This window comes from Fibrobacter sp. UBA3629 (assembly GCF_002374005.1).
Taxonomy (GTDB): Bacteria; Fibrobacterota; Fibrobacteria; order Fibrobacterales; family Fibrobacteraceae; genus Fibrobacter.
On record NZ_DFLC01000007.1, the window covers coordinates 45,106 to 62,620 of the forward strand.

At 55.2% G+C, this 17,515-nt stretch carries 16 protein-coding genes; 6 read left to right on the top strand and 10 right to left on the bottom strand.

The window, feature by feature from the left end:
* The 10 genes from B2310_RS02325 to hisE form a co-directional block, all read right to left on the bottom strand.
* Window positions 1-785: RNB domain-containing ribonuclease (locus B2310_RS02325; RefSeq protein WP_290728404.1), on the bottom strand; the 785-nt coding region annotated here is incomplete at its 3' end.
* 1 nt (window position 786) lies between these two features.
* Complete coding sequence (locus tag B2310_RS02330; RefSeq protein ID WP_290728406.1) at window positions 787-1,548, bottom strand: lysophospholipid acyltransferase family protein; 762 nt, start codon at window positions 1,546-1,548, stop codon at window positions 787-789.
* 135 nt (window positions 1,549-1,683) lie between these two features.
* Complete coding sequence (pyrC, locus tag B2310_RS02335; protein ID WP_290728408.1) at window positions 1,684-2,691, bottom strand: dihydroorotase; 1,008 nt, start codon at window positions 2,689-2,691, stop codon at window positions 1,684-1,686.
* Between the two features lie 99 nt (window positions 2,692-2,790).
* Entirely contained in the window at window positions 2,791-3,606 is an 816-nt protein-coding gene (locus B2310_RS02340; RefSeq protein ID WP_173382202.1) for an ABC transporter ATP-binding protein, read from the bottom strand.
* Complete coding sequence (locus tag B2310_RS02345; RefSeq protein ID WP_290728410.1) at window positions 3,606-4,475, bottom strand: MlaE family ABC transporter permease; 870 nt, start codon at window positions 4,473-4,475, stop codon at window positions 3,606-3,608. The genes B2310_RS02340 and B2310_RS02345 overlap by 1 nt, the downstream gene beginning before the upstream one ends.
* Window positions 4,462-5,091, bottom strand: a complete 630-nt coding sequence (gene yihA / locus B2310_RS02350; protein ID WP_290728412.1) for a ribosome biogenesis GTP-binding protein YihA/YsxC — start codon at window positions 5,089-5,091, stop codon at window positions 4,462-4,464. The genes B2310_RS02345 and yihA overlap by 14 nt, the downstream gene beginning before the upstream one ends.
* Window positions 5,088-5,684, bottom strand: a complete 597-nt coding sequence (gene recR / locus B2310_RS02355) for a recombination mediator RecR (protein ID WP_173366323.1) — start codon at window positions 5,682-5,684, stop codon at window positions 5,088-5,090. The genes yihA and recR overlap by 4 nt, the downstream gene beginning before the upstream one ends.
* Window positions 5,674-6,909, bottom strand: coding sequence for an EAL and HDOD domain-containing protein (locus tag B2310_RS02360; protein ID WP_290728414.1), 1,236 nt, complete (start codon window positions 6,907-6,909; stop codon window positions 5,674-5,676). Before B2310_RS02360 ends, recR begins: the two co-directional genes overlap by 11 nt.
* A gap of 3 nt (window positions 6,910-6,912) precedes the next feature.
* Entirely contained in the window at window positions 6,913-7,752 is an 840-nt protein-coding gene (hisG, locus tag B2310_RS02365) for an ATP phosphoribosyltransferase (RefSeq protein ID WP_290726182.1), read from the bottom strand.
* Window positions 7,749-8,009 carry a phosphoribosyl-ATP diphosphatase gene (hisE, locus tag B2310_RS02370; RefSeq protein ID WP_072812962.1) on the bottom strand — a complete coding sequence of 87 codons (261 nt, stop codon included), beginning with the start codon at window positions 8,007-8,009 and terminating at the stop codon, window positions 7,749-7,751. The genes hisG and hisE overlap by 4 nt, the downstream gene beginning before the upstream one ends.
* Window positions 8,010-8,102: 93 nt before the next feature.
* On the opposite strand from hisE, the gene B2310_RS02375 reads away from it, so the two are divergent.
* From B2310_RS02375 to B2310_RS02400, 6 genes are all read left to right on the top strand, one after another.
* Entirely contained in the window at window positions 8,103-9,122 is a 1,020-nt protein-coding gene (locus B2310_RS02375; protein ID WP_290728416.1) for a hypothetical protein, read from the top strand.
* Between the two features lie 184 nt (window positions 9,123-9,306).
* Window positions 9,307-10,968: a sialate O-acetylesterase gene (locus B2310_RS02380; RefSeq protein WP_290728418.1), complete on the top strand. Its 1,662-nt coding sequence runs from the start codon at window positions 9,307-9,309 to the stop codon at window positions 10,966-10,968.
* Between the two features lie 234 nt (window positions 10,969-11,202).
* The gene (locus tag B2310_RS02385; protein WP_290728420.1) at window positions 11,203-13,536 is read left to right on the top strand and encodes a family 43 glycosylhydrolase; all 2,334 of its coding nucleotides are present in this window, start codon (window positions 11,203-11,205) and stop codon (window positions 13,534-13,536) included.
* A 108-nt stretch (window positions 13,537-13,644) separates the two neighbouring features.
* Window positions 13,645-15,156, top strand: a complete 1,512-nt coding sequence (locus B2310_RS02390) for a carbohydrate binding domain-containing protein (RefSeq protein ID WP_290728422.1) — start codon at window positions 13,645-13,647, stop codon at window positions 15,154-15,156.
* 154 nt (window positions 15,157-15,310) lie between these two features.
* On the top strand, window positions 15,311-17,146 hold the full coding sequence (locus B2310_RS02395) for a carbohydrate-binding protein (RefSeq protein WP_349679637.1): 1,836 nt from the start codon (window positions 15,311-15,313) through the stop codon (window positions 17,144-17,146).
* 68 nt (window positions 17,147-17,214) lie between these two features.
* Complete coding sequence (locus B2310_RS02400; protein WP_173365212.1) at window positions 17,215-17,394, top strand: hypothetical protein; 180 nt, start codon at window positions 17,215-17,217, stop codon at window positions 17,392-17,394.
* The last annotated feature ends 121 nt before the right edge of the window (window positions 17,395-17,515 follow it).

Consider the following 17,515-nt stretch of genomic DNA (forward strand, 5'->3'; position numbering starts at 1 on the left):
CCTTCGGGTACGTAGTAGCTCACGTCGGCAATGTGCACGCCCAGCCTGTAGCCCTTGGGGGTGCGTTCCACGCTAATGGCGTCGTCGTGGTCCATGGCGCCTTCGGGGTCGATACAGAGAATCGTGAGCTGCCTGTAATCCACGCGGCCCTTGAAGTCCTTGCCGCACGGCTCCTTGACGCTGTCCACATACTTCTTGATAGCGGGGCTGAAGTCTTTGGGCAAGTTCGCGTCTTCCATGAACTTGGTTTTGACTTCGTCCCAGCTGATGTTCATGGCTTCGGCGGTGCGGTCGACCTTTGCCAAGTAGCTGTGCTTGAGTTTCGGGTGCGGGTACAGCGTAAAGCTGATGGTCTCGCCTTCCTTGCCCGGGGCCTGCCTGCGGTGGCACATCTCGTATACCTTGCCGGTCTCGAGTTCGTGCACTTCCCATTCTTCTTCGCCCGTCTGGTGCAGAATGCCGCGCTTCACGCGGGTCTCGTTTTCCTTGCCCGTCTGGCGGCGGCTACGTGCGCCCAGGCGGCGGTTGTCTTCGGGGTACTGTTCCGCAATCTTCTTCACGCGCTTCTCGCGCTTTTCCTCGACGGTTTCCCCGTCTCCCAGCTGGTATTCCTTGTGGCTGGTGCGCTTCAAGAGGCCTCGGTCCACCATGTCGGCGAGCAGCTGCTTGAAAGCCATCTTCTGCTTTTTGGGCAGCCCGAGTGCGCTGCGCAGGCGGCTACCGACCATCGGTTCGTCGCGCAGAATGGCAATAATCTGATCTTCACTAGGTAAATGCTGTGCCATTTTAGGCCTCCTTTGCGCCGGTATCGGCGTCTAAATTCTTTTGGGCAATTTCTTGCTGCTTGTACGGCAATGCGGATTCGATTAGGTCGTGCATCTCGTCTCGCAAGTCGTTCATGGGTGTGTTCTCGAAACTTTCGGGTGTCTGGAGCGGGTGGACGACAATGCGGACTACGCCCGGATTCATGGTCCACTTCACCTTCGGGAGGCATTCGTTGGTGCCGATGAGCGTTATGGGCAGCAGGGGAAGCTTGTTGTCCTTGGCCATACGGAAGATGCCGTTCTGGAACTTGAACATGCGGCCGTCCTCGCTGCGGTGGCCTTCGGGGAACACGGCGATGTTGTACTTGTCATCGAGGCGCTTCCGGACGAGTTTGCCCATGCCGGCATTCATGCGCGGGTTCTTGTGCACGGGAATGCAGCCGATGCTGTTGAGTACCCAGCCGAATACCGGGGCTTTCCAGAGGGCGGCTTTCGCGATGAAGGCGGTGTTGCCGAGTGCGGGCCAGATGACGTTGATATCGAGAAAACTCGCGTGGTTCGCGACGATGATGAATCCCCTTTCCTTGGGAATGTTCTCCTTGCCTTCAACGACAATCTTGATTCCGAACAACTTGAAGATGACATTCTTGAAATAGAAACTGCAGACGTTCGTGATTTCGGATTTGCGTCCGCAGATACTCTTGTAGATGATATAGGGCGTTCCGAGAATGATCATCCCGGTGAATATGGTGAGGTAGTAAAGAATAGCGCGAACGAATCCCATAAAAACCTGTAGGTTGGTAAATCCTTCCATAATGTATATTTTTTAAGGCGAGCGAAACATTAAATTCAAAATTTAATGCGATATAAGCAAAAAGACAGCCCCTAAAAGGGCTGTCTCCAAACTCGGTCGATTCTGTTAGTGCGACTTTATTTTCCAGTCGAGCGTCTGGCCGGCGGCGAGGGGGACGACTCCGTTGACTACTTCAGGAACGGTCCACGATTCTTTCACGACTTCAATCTGCTTTGTGGTTCGCGGGATTCCGTAGAAATCGGCGCCGAAGCCGCCGATGAAATTGGCGAGTTTGTCGAGGTGGCCTGCGCGTTCGAATTCCTGTACCAGGAGCGGGACGGCGACAGGTGCGCTGTAGACGCCCGCCGCACCGCAAGGGCATTCCTTTTTGCCCTGCTGGTGCGGGGCGGAGTCCGTGCCGAGGAAAAACTTCGGGTTGCCGCTGAAGGCTGCCTCGCGGATGGCGGCACGGTCTTCTGGTCGCTTCGGAAGCGGCTTGCAGAAGTGGTGCGGCCTGAGCGCGTCTCCGACGACGTCGTCGAGAGTCATCATCAGGTGGTGAACCGTGAATGTCGCCGCCACATTTGCGGGGAGCTTCTTGACGGCTTCGACCGACTTTGCGGAACTCAGGTGCTCAAAGACGATTTTCAACTTCGGGAACTTTGCCGCAAGCGTCTCGACGCGCTTGATAAACGCAGGTTCGCGGTCCAGGCAGAATTCGCCCGGTTCTTCGCCGTGTACGCACAGCACGAGCCCGAGCTTTTCCATCATCGCAACTACTGGGAAAACCGCTTCGAAGTCGCTGATGCCATCGGCACTGTTCGTGGTGACGCCTGCGGGGTAGTACTTCCCCGCGATAACGCCCACCGCCATCATGTCCTTCAAGTTCTGTTCCGTGTAGTTCGGGTTCAGTTTGAAAGTCATGAGCGGTTCAAAGTCGGGGCGCACGTCCTTCGCGGCTTCGAGAATTTGCTTCTTGTAATCGCTTATCGCCTTCGCGCTTGTCATCGCGGGAACGGTGTTCGGCATGATGATGGCGCGTCCGAATTGCTGCACGAGGTCGCGCACGTATCCGGGCATGAGTTCGCCCTGGCGCAGGTGCGCGTGAAAATCGTCGGGAAGGGGGAGAAACATTTTGAAATCCTTTTGTAAAATGTGTAATGTGTAGTGTGTAATGTGTGATGGCTAATTATTCATTTGGCATTCCACACTCCACATTGCCGCGTAGCGGCTTTACCCGCTTGCGCGAAGGTCGCGGAAGAGTTCTTTTGTAATTTCGGTGTCCCCGTGAAGCCACGTGTCGAAGGAATGGGGCTCGGTCAATGTCTTTTGGGCAAGGAAGGTTATCTTGCAGCCTAGTTCCTTTGCTACCATCAAGTCGTGGGTGACAATGATGATGGACGTCTTGAACAGGGTTCGCATGTTGTCGATCAACGGCAGCAGGTTTCGGCGGTTGTAGTTGTCGAGGCCTGCAGTCGGTTCGTCCATGAGCAAGAGCTGCGGGCCCATGGCCCAGCTGCGGGCGATTGCGACACGCTTCTGCATGCCGACGCTCAACTGGTGCGGGAACATGCCGGCGCAGTCGCGGACGCGCATGAGGTCCATGGCCATGTTAATCTTGTCTTCGATTTCCGTCGGGGTGCCGACTTTGTGATAACGTAACGGAAGGGCGATGTTGTCTCGGACGCGGAGGTTCGAAATGAGGGCGCCGTTCTGGAATACGAACCCGACCTGGCGTTTTGCCACTTCGAGGGCCGTAAGTCTCTCGGGCGGGATGTATTCCCCGAAATAGTAGAGTTTCCCAAGGTTCGGGCGGGCAAGTCCTGCGATGACGCGGAGAAGCGCGCTTTTGCCCTGTCCGGAGCCGCCGCCGATGCACAACGTTTCGCCTTTCTTGAGGACGAGGTTTGCACCAGAAATCAGTTCCTCTTCGCCGGGCTGGATGCCGGATTCGAAAAAGCCGAGCGCCCTTGGCTTGGAAAAAGCCGTCCCGATCAGTCCCCGGTAGGACAGGTGCAGGTTGTCAATTCTGAGGGCCTCGTCAAACATCAGATTATCTTCGAAATCTCGTTGAAATAGTCGATGAAATAGAACAGGGAAAGGAATACGTCGGCGCAGACAATGTAGAAGAACGACTTGATGACGGACTTGCCGGTGGCTTTGGGCACCTGGCGGATGTCACGGGGAATGTTCATTGCCTGGTAGCAGGCGTTGGTGGTAATGATACTTCCGAAAACGAGCGGCTTGATGACGATGAAGATGAAATCCATGAATGTCATGGCGTTGAGGATTTCGGTCGACAGGTAGTCCCATGTGAGCTGCAGGTTGATGGCGTTGCCTGTGATGGCGATGGCAATCTTCGTCATCAGGAATCCGGCACAGATAGCGCTTGCGCTGAAGACTATGGTCATGATGAAGGTTGCAACGGCGCCGCCGATGAGTCCCGGCATTACAAGATAACGGATGGGGTCTACGCCCATGGATGCGAGTGCGTCGACCTCGGAGTTGATGACCATGCCGCCGATGTAGGTAGTGAGCGACGAACCGCTACGGCCTGCAATCAGGAATGCCGTGAGGATAGGCCCGAGTTCACGAATGATGACGACGACCATGAGGCCGCCGACCACGTCCGAGAATCCGACCTTGCCCATCATGGTAATGACTTCGACAATGACGACGGTTCCAAAAAGGGTTGCGACGACAAACAGGATGGGGAATATTTCGACACCGGTGAAGAAGGTCTGCAGGATGATGTTCTTCGAGTCGGTCTTGAAGCTGCGGCTCCTGGAAAAGAGGGACATGAACGCACGGATGAACAAGGCAACCTGCTGCCCCGCAGTCTTGCGCAGCAGGAAGAGTCCCAGCGAGTGGAACATCTTGCCGATGACGGTTAGCTGTTCGTCCTTATTTGTTTCCATCTACTATGTTCGTCCCGTTTATCGCACTCAGTATGTCTTGCCAGAGCGTTGCAATCCCGTGGCCCTTGACGGCACTTACGCACAGGGGCTTTTCGGGTAGGGAGAGACGTTCCTGAATCTGCCTCAGCCCTTTCGCCAGTTCCGACTGGTTCACCTTGTCCCGCTTGCTGGCGATTACCAGCACCGGGCAGCCCGTGTTACGGATGCTCTCCACCGTATCGATGTCGGTGGGGGAGCCTCCGTGGCGTATGTCCACCAGGTACACAAGCCCGCGCAGGTCCTTGCACTTTTCCACGTACTCGCGGATAAATTCGGACATCTGGTCGCGCTTCGCGTTGCTCACCTTGGCAAAGCCTACACCAGGTAAATCTACAAGAAAAAACTGGTTGTTGACTTTGAAGAAATTGATTTCGCGGGTCTTTCCGGGGGTAGAACTGACCTTGACCAGCTTTTTTTGCCCCATGAGGGCGTTCATGAGCGATGACTTGCCCACATTGGAGCGTCCGAGGAAGGCTACCATCGGGAGTCTTTCTTCGGGGAGGCCCTTGAGGTTTACCGCCGCCTTCACGAATTCCGCGGACGTGACGGTGAAATCGCCGAACTTTACCGGGTTCACAGGCTTACCCTCCCTTCGAAGGCTCGGAGCATGGTGATTTCGTCGACGAATTCGAGGTCGGAACCCATTGGGATTCCACGGGCAAGCCGGGTTCGCTTGACGCTTGATCCGGCAAGCATGCGGTCTATCATGAGGGCGGTGCTGTCGGCTTCGGGGCTAGACCCGAGCGCGAGGACGAGCTCTTCGATGCCTTCGTCCTTGATCCGCTGGACCAGCTGCGAAAGGTGCAGCTGCTCGGGGCCAATCCCGTCGAGCGGGGAGATGACATTCCCGAGCACGAAGTAGAGGCCCTTGAAGATGCCGGAGCGTTCGAAGGGCAGGATGTCGGAACTCTTTTCCACGACGCACATGGCCTTCGCGCCCTGCCGTTCACTGCAGATGGGACATTGCTCCTCGTCGGTAAAGGCGTGGCACTTGGGACAGGGATGGACTTTCTCGATGGCGTTCGTGAGGTTGCCCGCGAAGCGCTCGATGTCGCTTTTGGGCCGTGTCAGTACGTGATAGGCGAGACGGCGTGCCGTCTTTTGGCCTATCCCGGGAAGGCCTGCGAATTCGGCGATGAGCGCCTCGAGGCTTTCCGGTTCAACGCTCATGGGCCCACGTGTATGCGTCATTGACGCAACGGTTGAGGAGTGCTGCGGAAATGTTCAGTTCCTTGAGGAGCGCGACGATGGCGGCCTGGTCGTCCTGTTCCACGGCATCTGCTAGTCGGAGGAGTTCCCCGAGACGTCCGGAACGCTGCAATAGCGCTATCCGCATTTCTTCGTCGGCAGGCGAATCGGTGAGGATGGACTCGAGCGGTGCGCCGAGGAGAGCATCCATGCGGCTGATGAGACCGACCATGAAGGCCTTTGCGGGCAGGTCGTCGTCGGTGCCGCGGACCACGCGTGCGAGGAGTTCCAGGAACTTCGCGCGGTGGCTCGCGTTCTGGAACAGGGGCGAACTCTGAGGCGTCATGCCCATCTCGGGTCGCGCGTAGAGCATGAGCATCAGCCATTCCTGAATGTTCCTCATGCCGATCCAGATGATGGCGTCGCGCACGTTCGCGATGCTGTGGCTCCTGAACTGGGCGTCCGAGTTCACGAAGCGAAGCAGGTTCGCGGCCACGTTGCCGTTCTCGGAAAAACATTCGCAGAGCTTGTCGAGGGTCGGATGCGTGCGGAGCAAAAGCAGTATGCGGAGAATCGCGGCGGAGGTCGCGTCGATCTTTCGGCCCGTCACGAGCTCGGGCTTTGCGAAGAAGAACCCCTGGAAGTAGTCGTATCCGTCGGCGAGGCACTTCTTGAAACAAGCCTTGGTCTCGACCTTCTCGGCGAGGACCTTGATGTTTTTGGCCTTGAAGAACCTGGCGGCTTCGGCTAGCGCATCCTCGCTGTTCTCGACGATGTCCATCTTTACGTAGTTGACATAGGGGAACAGTGGCTGGCAGCGGGCAAGGAACTGCTCGTTGTAGATGAAGTCATCGAGCGCGATTTCGAAGCCGCGGGCCTTGTAGCGCTCAACGGCTTTTACCAGGGCGTCGTCGACTTCCACGTCTTCGAGAACTTCGAGCACAAAGCAGCGAGGGTTCAACAGCCCGAACAGGTTGTCGAGCAGCATCTCCCGGCTGCAGTTCACGAACGCCTTGTGGTCGCCGATGAGCTTCGGGAGCCCGATGTTGTTGAGCACGTTTTCGAGGACCTGGGCGGTCGCGAGGACGTCGCTTGCGATGACTGCGGTGTCGCTCGTGGGCGAATCGCGGAACAGGAGCTCATAGGCGAATATTTTCCCATCGCGGTCGAGGATGGGCTGGCGTGCTAGGTATGCGAGAGATTCCATGGTCTAGATGCGCGCGCTCTTGATACCGAACAGGAGGATGCTGCGGGCGCCTGCGTCCCAGAGCTTGTCCATGATGGCGTTCGCCTCTTCTTGCGGGACCATCGCCTTCACGGAGTACCACTCGCGGCCGTGCAGCTTGGTCACGGTCGGGGCGTCGAGCCCGGGCGTGAGTTCGCATGCTTTCTGGAGCAGTTCTGCGGGGCAGTCGTACTCGATCATCATGTACGACTGGGCGACGAGCTTGCCCTCGATGCGGCGGATGAGCGTATTGACTTCTTCGAGTTCCGTCTTCTGCGGGTTGCAGAACAGGGCGGCGTTGCTGCGGAACAGCGGGTCGCCCACGATGCGAAGCCCGGCCTGCTTGAGGGTCGTGCCGGTTTCCACCACGTCCACAATCGCGTCTGCCACGCCGAGGCTCACGGAAATTTCAACGGCGCCTTCAAGCACCACGAAATCCATCGGCTTCTTGTAGAAGCTTTCCACGATGTTCGGGAAACTGGTGGCGATGGTCTTGTCCTTCAGTTCGTCGAGGCTCTGCACCGGGCTGTCGTTCGGGACGGCGGCGCACATCTTGGAAGCGCCGAAGGGGAGGTCCAGAACCTTCACCGCGGGGCTCTTCGCTTCGGCGTTGAAGTCGATGCCGGTGATGCCTGCGTCGATGATGCCGCGACCCACGTACATCGGGATATCGCTGGGGCGGAGGAAGAAGAATTCGATGCCGTTCTTCGTGTCGAGCTGAGTCAGAGTCTTGTAGGGCTTGGATGCCTTGTAGCCGCAGGCCTTCAGGAGTTCCTGCGTGGGTTCGAAAAGCATGCCCTTGTTCGGGAGAGCTACCTTGATCATAGTTTAGCGTACACCTCTTCGAGAGTTAAGCCCTTTTCGGCCATCATCACGGCCACGTAGTAGAGCACCTGGGAAAGTTCGAGACACTGCGCGTCGCGGCTTTCGAAGCGGGCGGCCTGCCAGCTTTCGGCGGCTTCTTCCACGAGCTTCTTGCCGATGGCGTGCGGACCCTTCTTGAAGAGTTCCGTGGTTCCCTTGCCTTCGGGCATTTCCTTTTTGCGCTGGCACGCCAGTGCGTACATTTCTTCGAACGTCATGATAGACCTCTTTATGTTTTTACTCAGTAAAAGATAGTTTTTTAGAAGTGCTGCGAAGGCCGCACGGGCCGAAAATCAAGTTATATTTTGCATGTGCAGAAGAGAAAGAAGAAAATTGTCTGTGTTGCGGTTTTGGCTTGCGTGACTGTGGCAGTTGCCTTTGTGGTGTTCTGCTGCCGCGATGGCGGGGAAGGAACATCGCACGAGACCAGGCCGCTTTTCGATGTGCTCGACAGCGCGAACATGATGCTCGTGACGCCGGTAGGTCTTGGTGACCATGCGAAGGGCAAGGTGATTAGCGGTCGTGCCTACCAGAACTTCGTTCAGTTGCTGCGCCTTGCCGATGCGAAGGAAACGCTTCTCGATACCTTCCATACGGAATGCGCGACGGGTGTGCGTGTACAGCTCTTTCATGATACTTTGTCTGTAGCGGAACTGCGTGTTGCCGACAAAATCGGGCGTGTCGGTGACGATATCGGCGTGTGGGAACCCGAAAAGCCTGTGACGATGCGGAAGGTAAACGCCTTTTTGCGGAACCAGGGCGTGAAGTTCCGGCCATGCCCCATAGGGTCGGCCGATGTGTCGGAGGATCCTGACTTTGCGCTGAACGGAATGATTCTTGACCGCGATACGGCAGTCGGGAAGCCCCTTTACGATTTGCTGAAAGATTCAGAACACGCGATAGTCAGTTTTACAGGAATTGCCTTACCGAAGAACGTTACGCGCAAGAATAAGAAAAAGACAATTGACGTTGTTGCCCAAGAATTGCAGAAACATGGGAATGTTGAACTCGATTCCAGCCAGTTGCAGGAACTCCTTTCGCTGTTACGCACGCCCAAGCGGGAATCCTTTTCCGGTGGGTGCCTGTGCATCTCCAGGGCGACGATCTCGTTCTACCAGGATTCCGTAAAAACGTTTAGGCTGCATGTAATCGGAAGTGACTACGGAACTTTCGAAAAGCATGACCTCCTGTCGGGCGTCGGTGCGAGCGGCATATGGGAAAGTGCAAACCCACAGGCGCTCAAGGCGTTCTTTGACCGCATCAGGGCCCCGCTGGAAGAAGCGGAGCGGGGAAAACTCCCGATAGAGACGCCAGTACTGATACTAAAGTGAATCCTTGCAATTTTGCTGCCGTTTAATGCAAAATTGGATAAAAGTGCCCGTTTTTTTACAAAAAAGGCTGTTTTGTACATTTTTTTACACACTCTTATTGACTTTTTGTCCATGAAAAAGGGTTGTTTTGCAGGAATATTCCTGTTTGTGGAAAATAATTTTATGGAAGACAAAGGAGTGTGTTATGGATGTGAAGAAGTTTTCGGAGATTTTGACCATCGTGCTATGGCTGGTGGGGGGAATCCTGATGCTTACGACGCTTGCCAATGCGGCCCCGAACCCTAATTTCCATATTTATATTGCCTACGGGCAGTCCAACATGGCGGGTAACGGCGATATCGTTCCTTCCGAAGACCAGGACAAGTACAAGGACAAGTTCCTGATGCTCGCCTCGCATAACGCAAACGCGAGCCAGCGTAGCGGCAAGACGAATCAGTCTATCAAGACTGGCGAATGGTACACGGCTATCCCCCCGATGTTCCACCCCTTCGAGAACCTCTCCCCGGCGGACTACTTCGGCCGCGCGATGGTGGATTCCCTGCCGGGCGTAACCGTGGGCATTATCCCGGTCGCTATCGGTGCGGTGAGCATTCGTGCCTTCGACAAGGACCAGTACGAAAGCTACTTCAAGGGCGACGGCAAGGACATTATGAGCTGGGGTTGGCCCAAGGATTACGACAACAACCCTCCGGGACGCATTCTGGAACTCGCCAAGAAGGCTAAGGAAGTGGGCGTCATCAAGGGCTTCATTTTCCACCAGGGCGAAAGCGACGGCACCGACGACAACTGGCGCCGCACCGTCTACAAGACTTACAAGGATATTATCGACGCGCTCGACCTCGACGAGAACGAGGTTCCGTTCGTTGCCGGCGAACTCCTCCAGGAAGGCAACAACTGCTGCGGAAGCAAGAATGGCGGAATTGCGCAACTCAAGAACAACTTCAAGAAGTTCGGGCTTGCATCCTCAAAAGGTTTGCAGGGTAACGGCAAGGACCCGTACCACTTTGGGCGCGCGGGCGTGATTGAGCTCGGCAGGCGCTACTGCTCCGAGATGCTCAAGCTTATCGACAAGACGATTGACCCGGATGCCCCGCCGGTAAACCTGGTGGACCCGAGCCAGTCTACGGTTCCTGACGAACCGCCCGAAGAATATGGACCCTACACCGACCCGATCGAAATCCCGGGCAAGGTGCAGGCCGAAAACTACAACAAGGGTGGTGCGAATAAGGCCTATTACGACCTGAACAAGGGTAACGAGGGCGGCAAGCTCCGCAAGGACGACGTGGATATCTACCAGCCGAACATGGGCATTGTCGTGGGGTACTGCCAGAAGGGCGAGTGGCTCAAGTACACCGTGAACGTGGCTGCCGATGGTGAATACGAGATTTCTGCCAACGTGGCGGGTGAGAACGGAACCGGTAGCTTGACGCTTTATATGGACGACCAGCCTATCGGTACCGAGATGGCCAATACCGGGAAAGGCTTTGATGCGTTCGAAGTTGTAAGTGGTGGCAAGGCTTCGCTTAAGGCGGGCGAGCACGAACTGAAAATTGAAATAACCAACGACTGGATTGATATCGACTACGTGGAATTCAAGGCGGTGTCGGCTGGTACTGACGGTCTTGCGCTGCCCCTGAACTTGATGACCGAAGCCGAAAGCAGTTTTGCGATAATGGACCTGCAGGGGCGCGTGATCTCTGTCATAAAGGCTCGTAATATGCGCGAGGCGGTCGAAAAAATGAAGAATAATGTGATGTCCGACATTGCCCCGAAGGGTGTTTATTTTGTAGTTTCCAATCCAGGAACAAAAAACCAGAAGATGCAAAAGGTGGTACGGTATGAATAAAGGCGAACTCGTAATTGTCAAACAAATAGTCTTTTTTATGGCTATTGCCGTCACTCTCGGCTTCATCTACGGATAGACTTTCTCCTAATCACATATCGGGCCCCGGCAAACGCCGGGGCTTTTTTGCGCGCCCCTCCCTAGTCTCCTATTGACAAAATATCAATGGAAAACATATCGGAAGCATATAAAAAAGCCTTTTTAGAGGGTAATTTTAGGGTTATAAGGAGTTTCTGTATGGGATGTTTCAAACTTCTGGCTCGCGCAGCCCTCGCTGCTGCTGCTTTTACCGGCATTTCCTTTGCCGTTACGGTCAATAACCCGATTATGTACGTCGATAGCCCGGACCCCTCGATTGTCCGCGTTGACGACGCTTACTACATGGTGACGACGACCATGCACTTTGCGCCTGGCGTGCCCGTCTTCAAGAGCACGGATTTGGCCCAGTGGCGCACGGTGGGCTATGCCTACCAGACGCTCACCAACAACGACCAGCAGAACTTGAATGGCGGCAAGGACGCCTACGGTAAGGGCTCTTGGGCTTCGAGCATCCGTTACCACAAGGGATTTTTTTACGTGTTGACTCCGTCCTACACGACAGGCAAGACGCATTTGTACAAGACCGCCGATGTGGAAAGCGGCCAGTGGAGCGAAGTCCAGCTCCCGTTCTATCACGATCCGTCCCTCTTCTTCGATGACGACGGCACCGTTTGGGTGTTCTACGGCAGTGGCGACCAGATTAGCTACGTGCAGTTGAACGACGACGCAAGCGGTGTAAAGGCCGGCGGCAAGAGCGGCAAGCTCGGCGGTGTTAGCATCAACCAGGTGACCGGCACCAGCAACTACTACGTGCAGCAGGAAGGCTCGCACATGGAAAAGGTGAACGGCGAATACTACCTGTTCACGATTTCCTGGCCGGCGGGCAAGAGCCGTAGCGAAATCGTTTACCGTTCCAAGAGCCTGCTCTCCGGATTTAGCGGAAGGTATTTCCTCTCCGATAACGGTGTTGCGCAGGGTGGCATCTTTGATACTCCCGATGGCAAGTGGTATGCCCTCCTGTTCCGCGATTCCGGCCCGGTCGGCCGTATGTCGCACCTGGTCCCGATGGAATGGAAGGACGGCTGGCCGGTTCCGACCAGCGGAAGCAAGGCTCCCTCCACGATTGACCTGCCGGAATCCCCGCTCCCGGGCTATGGCATGGTCACCAGCGATGATTTTGAATCCAGCGAACTTGCTCTTGAATGGCAGTTCAACCACAATCCCGATAACAAGAACTGGAGTTTGTCTGCAAATCCGGGATTCTACCGCATTACTACGAGCCGCACCGATAGCCGCGTGGTGAATGCGAAGAACACCCTGACCCAGCGTTCCTTTGGCCCCAAGAGTTCTGGCCGTACGCTTGTCGACGGTACCGGCATGAAGGATGGCGATATGGCCGGCCTCGTTGCCCTGCAAGATGACAAGGGCTTTGTGGCGCTTGCTAAAGATGGCGGCAGCTACAAGGTGGTGATGTACACCGGAAACAAGGACGGAGAAAGCTTGAAGGATAGCAAGGCGATTTCGGGTTCCAAGGTTTACCTGCGTATCGATTTCGACCTGCCGATTGACCGCGGTACCGCATACTTCTATTACAGCACCGATGGCAATACCTGGACAAAGATTGGTAGCGACGTGAAACTCAATTACGACCTCCACATGTTCGTGGGCGTGCGTTGGGGCCTCTTCAACTTTGCAACCAAGCAGGCCGGTGGCTATGCGGACTTTGACTGGTTCAAGGTCGGTGTTGACGCGAATGATGAAATCTACCTCGATGGCGCAGGTTCTGAACCTGTCCCGCAGACTCCGTTCTGTGCCGCCGGTGAAAACTGTCCCGCCGTTGCTCTCCCGGGCAAGATCGAAGCCGAAAACTTCGATGTTCCGGGTAAGGGCAAGGATGGTACCTCTTACTATGATGGCGATTCCGAGAACCACGGCGATAGCGATTACCGCAAGGGCACCGGCGTTGACCTCTACGAGAAGGCGACTGGAATTATTGTGGGCTACAACAGCGAAGGTGACTGGCTCGAATACACCGTGAACGTGACGGAAGCGGGCGATTACACCATGTTTGCGGCTGTCGCTGCGGCAGGCAACACCTCGAGCTTCAAACTCTCTCTGGATGGCAAGGACATTACCGAAGAAATTGCGGTGCCTGCGGCAAGTTCCGGCGAAGAAAACTACGATGATTATAATAAGGTGCAGGCCAACGTGACGCTCCCTGCGGGCGAACACGTGCTCCGCTTTACGGTTGTAGGTTCTTGGCTCGATATTGACTACTTCACGTTCGTGAAGGGCAAGGATGCAACGGATCCGGAACCCATTGGAACGGACTTTGCAAAGACAGTCCGCTACAATGTGCAGGGCTCGCAGACCTATCGCGTGTTCAGTCTGAACGGCACGTTCGTTGGCGCGGTTGATGCAGTCAGCACATACGAGGCCCAGTCCAAGGTCCGCGCGATGGTTTCTGAACAGGGTGTTTACCTGATTAAAAACCGAAATGGCCTTACGCGCCGCGTGATGGTAACGAAGTAATTTCTTGAACAAATTGTCAATGCTTTATTTCCCCTGCGGCATCCCGCGGGGGACTGTTCGATATATCTTTAGATATGGTGTAGTATGTCTCTCAAAAAAGGAGAAGAGATGTTTGGAAAAAGATTTATCCCTGCGAAGGCGATTTCTGCTTTTGCATTGATTGCCGCGACTGTTTTCTCGGTTCCGGCGCTTGCAGATAACATAACGGTAGACGGCAAGAGCCGTAGCATGCTTGTGTATGCGCCTTCGGGCATCGAGAAGAACCGCCCGCTCATCATCCAGATGCACGGCATGAACCAGGATGCGCCCTACCAAAAGAACGCTGCGAAGTGGGAATCCATTGCCGATACCGCGCGCTTCGTGGTGGTGTTCCCCAATGGCGAAAACAAGGCCTGGGATATCTCCGGCAACAAGGACCTCAACTTTATCAAGGCCATTATCAACGAGATGTATAGCAAGTACGGTATCGACAAGAACCGCGTGTACGTTTCGGGCTTCTCGATGGGAGGCATGATGAGCTATCACGTGGCAAACAAGATGGGCGACCAGATTGCGGCCATCGCGCCTGTTTCGGGTGGCGGCGGTGTAAACTCGCCCAAGCGCGCCATGCCGATTATGCATACGCACGGTACCACCGACGACGTGGTGAACTACAACAGCACCGTGAATACCCTCAAGGGCTGGGTCAATGCGCAGAAGTGCTCCAGCAATTCGCAAAAGATCAAGCCGTATCCCTCGACTAAGCCGGGTTCTGCCGCATCGCTCGAAATCTGGAGCGGCTGCACCGATGGCGTCGAAGTTCGCCTGCTGACGATTGACGGCAAGGGCCACTGGTATTCCATGGACGAGGCCGTGAGCGTCAATACGAGCGTGGAAATCTGGAACTTCGTGAAGAACTATTCGCTCGATGGCTCAAGCATCACGCCTCCGCCCCCTGCGATTGTGGTGCCCACGAACCGCGACAGCATCTTTAACGGTGGCTTCGATTCCACCTCCGTGGCTTGGGACCTGCAGGTGCACGGTGACGCGCAGGCGACGGGCGAGGTCAAGAGCGGCAAGTACCAACTCGATATTTCTGCCATCGGTACCGAGAATTACCAGGTGCAGCTTATCCAGCACGACCTGCACCTTGAAAAGGGGCAGTGGTACGAAATCAGTTTTGACGCGAGCGCGGGGGCCTCCCGTACGCTCGAGGTGAACGTGGAACAGCACAACGACCCATGGGCATCTTACCTCAAGGAAAAGCAGAACTTTGAACTCGGCACCACCTCGAAGACATTTACGTTCAAGTTCCAGATGACGGCCGCGACCGATACGAACAGCCGCCTGAGCTTCAATGCGGGCGCCGCCACCGGCACGCTTACGCTCGACAACGTGAAAATCGCGAAGACGGAAGCCCCTGCCGATACGGGAACGACCGCCCTGCGCGGGGTGCAGTTTGTGCGCGAACAGCCGGCTGCGTATGCCGTGTTCGACTTGCGCGGCCACAGGCTCGGGACTATCGAAATGCACGATGCGACCGAGGCCGAAACACTCCTACGCGCGGGCTATACGAAGGGAGTCTATCTCCTACGCGGCCTGAAGGGTGAAAAATCGCTCCTGGTGCCCGTTTCCCGCTAAAAAACGCTGAAATCGCTGTCATTCTGGAGACCCCGAAGGGGGCGATAGAATCCATAGCGCGCCATTGACAAATAATCAATGGCGTCTTCCTTTTGAATGTGTATTTTATGCCTTTTGGGGAGTATTTTTAAATCAACAATTCAATTGTGGAGTGATGAAGATGTTTGGTTTAAAGAAATGCTCGCTCGGCGGGGCTTGTGCCCTTGCCTTTTTGGGTATGGCCTCTCAGGCCTTCGCGCATCCGGATAGCCTGGTGCTTACGCCACCGCTGGGGTGGAACAGCTGGAACGTGTTCCACGAAAACATCAACGAGAAGCAGATTCAAGAAATTGCCGATGCGATGGTCAATTCCGGCTTGAAGGACGCTGGCTACATTTACCTGAACCTCGACGACAACTGGATGGATACCAAGCGCGATGCCCAGGGCAACCTCCAGAACAACCCGAAGACTTTCCCGAGCGGCATGAAGGCTATTGCCGATTATGTGCATAGCAAGGGCCTGAAATTTGGTCTTTACGGCGATCGCGGTAAACGCACCTGCCACCATTACAACAGCAACTGGGATAGCCAAAGCGGTTCCAATGGTCACGAAGAACAGGATGCCAAGAAGCTCGCCGAATGGGGTGTGGACTACTGGAAGTACGACAACTGCGATTCCGATCCGAGAACCCAGGAAAAAGATTACACTGCCATGTCCAACGCACTCCGCAATTCCGGACGCGATATTGTGTTCAGCATTTGCATGTGGGAATACAAGGATTGGATGCCCAAGATTGCCAACCTCTGGCGCACCACTTTCGATATCGGTCCCGAATGGATTTCTACCTCCTGGTACCGCGGCGTCTACGAAATCATCGATGCGAACAACAAGTATTGGCAGATTGCAAAGCCCGGCCACTGGAATGACCCGGACATGCTCGAAGTGGGCAACAGGGGCCTCTCTTACGAGGAACAGCGCTCCCAGATGACGATGTGGTCCATCATGGCGGCTCCCATCATGATCAGTTCTGACGTGCGCAACATGAGTAGCGAAACGAAGGACCTGTACCTGAACAAGGACATGATTGCCATCAACCAGGATTCTCTTGGCGTTCAGGGCCATCGCGTCTCCGACAAGAATGGCAAGCAGATTTGGACCAAGCCCTTGAAGAATGGCGACATTGCCGTGGCGCTTCTCAACAACAATACATCTACCCAGACCGTTGAATGCAACTTTGCAGACATTGGCGTAGAAGGTGAAGTGGAAGTCCGCGATGCCTGGAAAAAGAAGGACTTGGGCCCGGTTTCTCACGTTTCTATCGAGCTTCCGGCTCACGGCTCGGCGCTCCTCCGATTGGTTCTCAAACCGGTTCCTCGTAAGCCGTTCAAGGGCGAGGCTCTCGCCATTCCGGGTAAAATCGAAGTGGAAGATTTCGACATTAACGGCGTAGGTCAGGGCAACACCACCTACAACGAAAACGATACCGAAAACCACGGCGATAGCGACTACCGTCCGGGTACCGGCGTGGACCTTTACAAGAAGGCGTCTGGCATCATCGTGGGCTACAACCAGGCGGGCGAATGGCTCGAATACACCGTGAAGGTTGCTAAGACGGGAACTTACACGATGAACGCTTCTGTGGCTTCTGCGAACAACACTTCTAGCTTCAAGCTCTCCATGGACGGCAAGGACATCACTGAAGAAATTGCCGTGCCTGCGGCAACTTCGGGTGAAGAAAACTACGACGAATACAATACGGTCGAAGCCAAGGTGGACTTGACCGAGGGCGAACACATCCTCCGCTTTACCGTTACCGGCGACTGGATGGATATCGACTGGATCAAGTTCAGCGAACCGGGAAGCACCGAACCGGGCACGGATGCAATCCGTCAGGTGATGCCTGCCATTCGTGGTGATGCCTCTGCGCCTCGCCTCGTCAAGAAGGGCAACACGCTCTTCATCGAGAAGAACGGCAATCGCTTCGACCTGACGGGTCACCGCCTCCGCTAAAAAATCTCCTCCTAACCCCCAAATACACCCCGCCAGTAATGGCGGGGCGTTTTTGCTATTACTTGACGATGGAAAAGGTGGACTTTGACGCGAAAAAGAAATATGACAATGCCAAAAGCTCCCGTGATCAATTCGCCAAAAGGGGAAATGACGATGCGGTACAGATGATTGAAGAAGAAATGCAGGCGTATGCCAAGCGGATGCCGCGCGAAAAAGCATTTGTCCGCTGTGTATGGAAAGGAAACTGACCTTATCGGCGAGCAAAAAGAATGATTCCTGTGCCCGAAATGGCTAAAAAAGGGCGTTTTTGACATTTTTTCAAAGGAAATTTCAGTATAGGTGCTCCTGGCGGTGGTGGAGAGATTATTT

What these genes read in the sequence shown, in the direction of transcription:
- B2310_RS02380 (WP_290728418.1), top strand. Translation starts at nt 9,307, where the DNA reads ATGGATGTGAAGAAGTTTTCGGAGATTTTGACCATCGTGCTATGGCTG.
- B2310_RS02385 (WP_290728420.1), top strand. Translation starts at nt 11,203, where the DNA reads ATGGGATGTTTCAAACTTCTGGCTCGCGCAGCCCTCGCTGCTGCTGCT.
- recR (WP_173366323.1), bottom strand. Translation starts at nt 5,684, where the DNA reads ATGAGCGTTGAACCGGAAAGCCTCGAGGCGCTCATCGCCGAATTCGCA.
- B2310_RS02360 (WP_290728414.1), bottom strand. Translation starts at nt 6,909, where the DNA reads ATGGAATCTCTCGCATACCTAGCACGCCAGCCCATCCTCGACCGCGAT.
- hisG (WP_290726182.1), bottom strand. Translation starts at nt 7,752, where the DNA reads ATGATCAAGGTAGCTCTCCCGAACAAGGGCATGCTTTTCGAACCCACG.
- B2310_RS02330 (WP_290728406.1), bottom strand. Translation starts at nt 1,548, where the DNA reads ATGGGATTCGTTCGCGCTATTCTTTACTACCTCACCATATTCACCGGG.
- B2310_RS02345 (WP_290728410.1), bottom strand. Translation starts at nt 4,475, where the DNA reads ATGGAAACAAATAAGGACGAACAGCTAACCGTCATCGGCAAGATGTTC.
- pyrC (WP_290728408.1), bottom strand. Translation starts at nt 2,691, where the DNA reads ATGTTTCTCCCCCTTCCCGACGATTTTCACGCGCACCTGCGCCAGGGC.
- B2310_RS02395 (WP_349679637.1), top strand. Translation starts at nt 15,311, where the DNA reads ATGAAGATGTTTGGTTTAAAGAAATGCTCGCTCGGCGGGGCTTGTGCC.
- hisE (WP_072812962.1), bottom strand. Translation starts at nt 8,009, where the DNA reads ATGACGTTCGAAGAAATGTACGCACTGGCGTGCCAGCGCAAAAAGGAA.
- B2310_RS02340 (WP_173382202.1), bottom strand. Translation starts at nt 3,606, where the DNA reads ATGTTTGACGAGGCCCTCAGAATTGACAACCTGCACCTGTCCTACCGG.
- B2310_RS02390 (WP_290728422.1), top strand. Translation starts at nt 13,645, where the DNA reads ATGTTTGGAAAAAGATTTATCCCTGCGAAGGCGATTTCTGCTTTTGCA.
- B2310_RS02400 (WP_173365212.1), top strand. Translation starts at nt 17,215, where the DNA reads ATGGAAAAGGTGGACTTTGACGCGAAAAAGAAATATGACAATGCCAAA.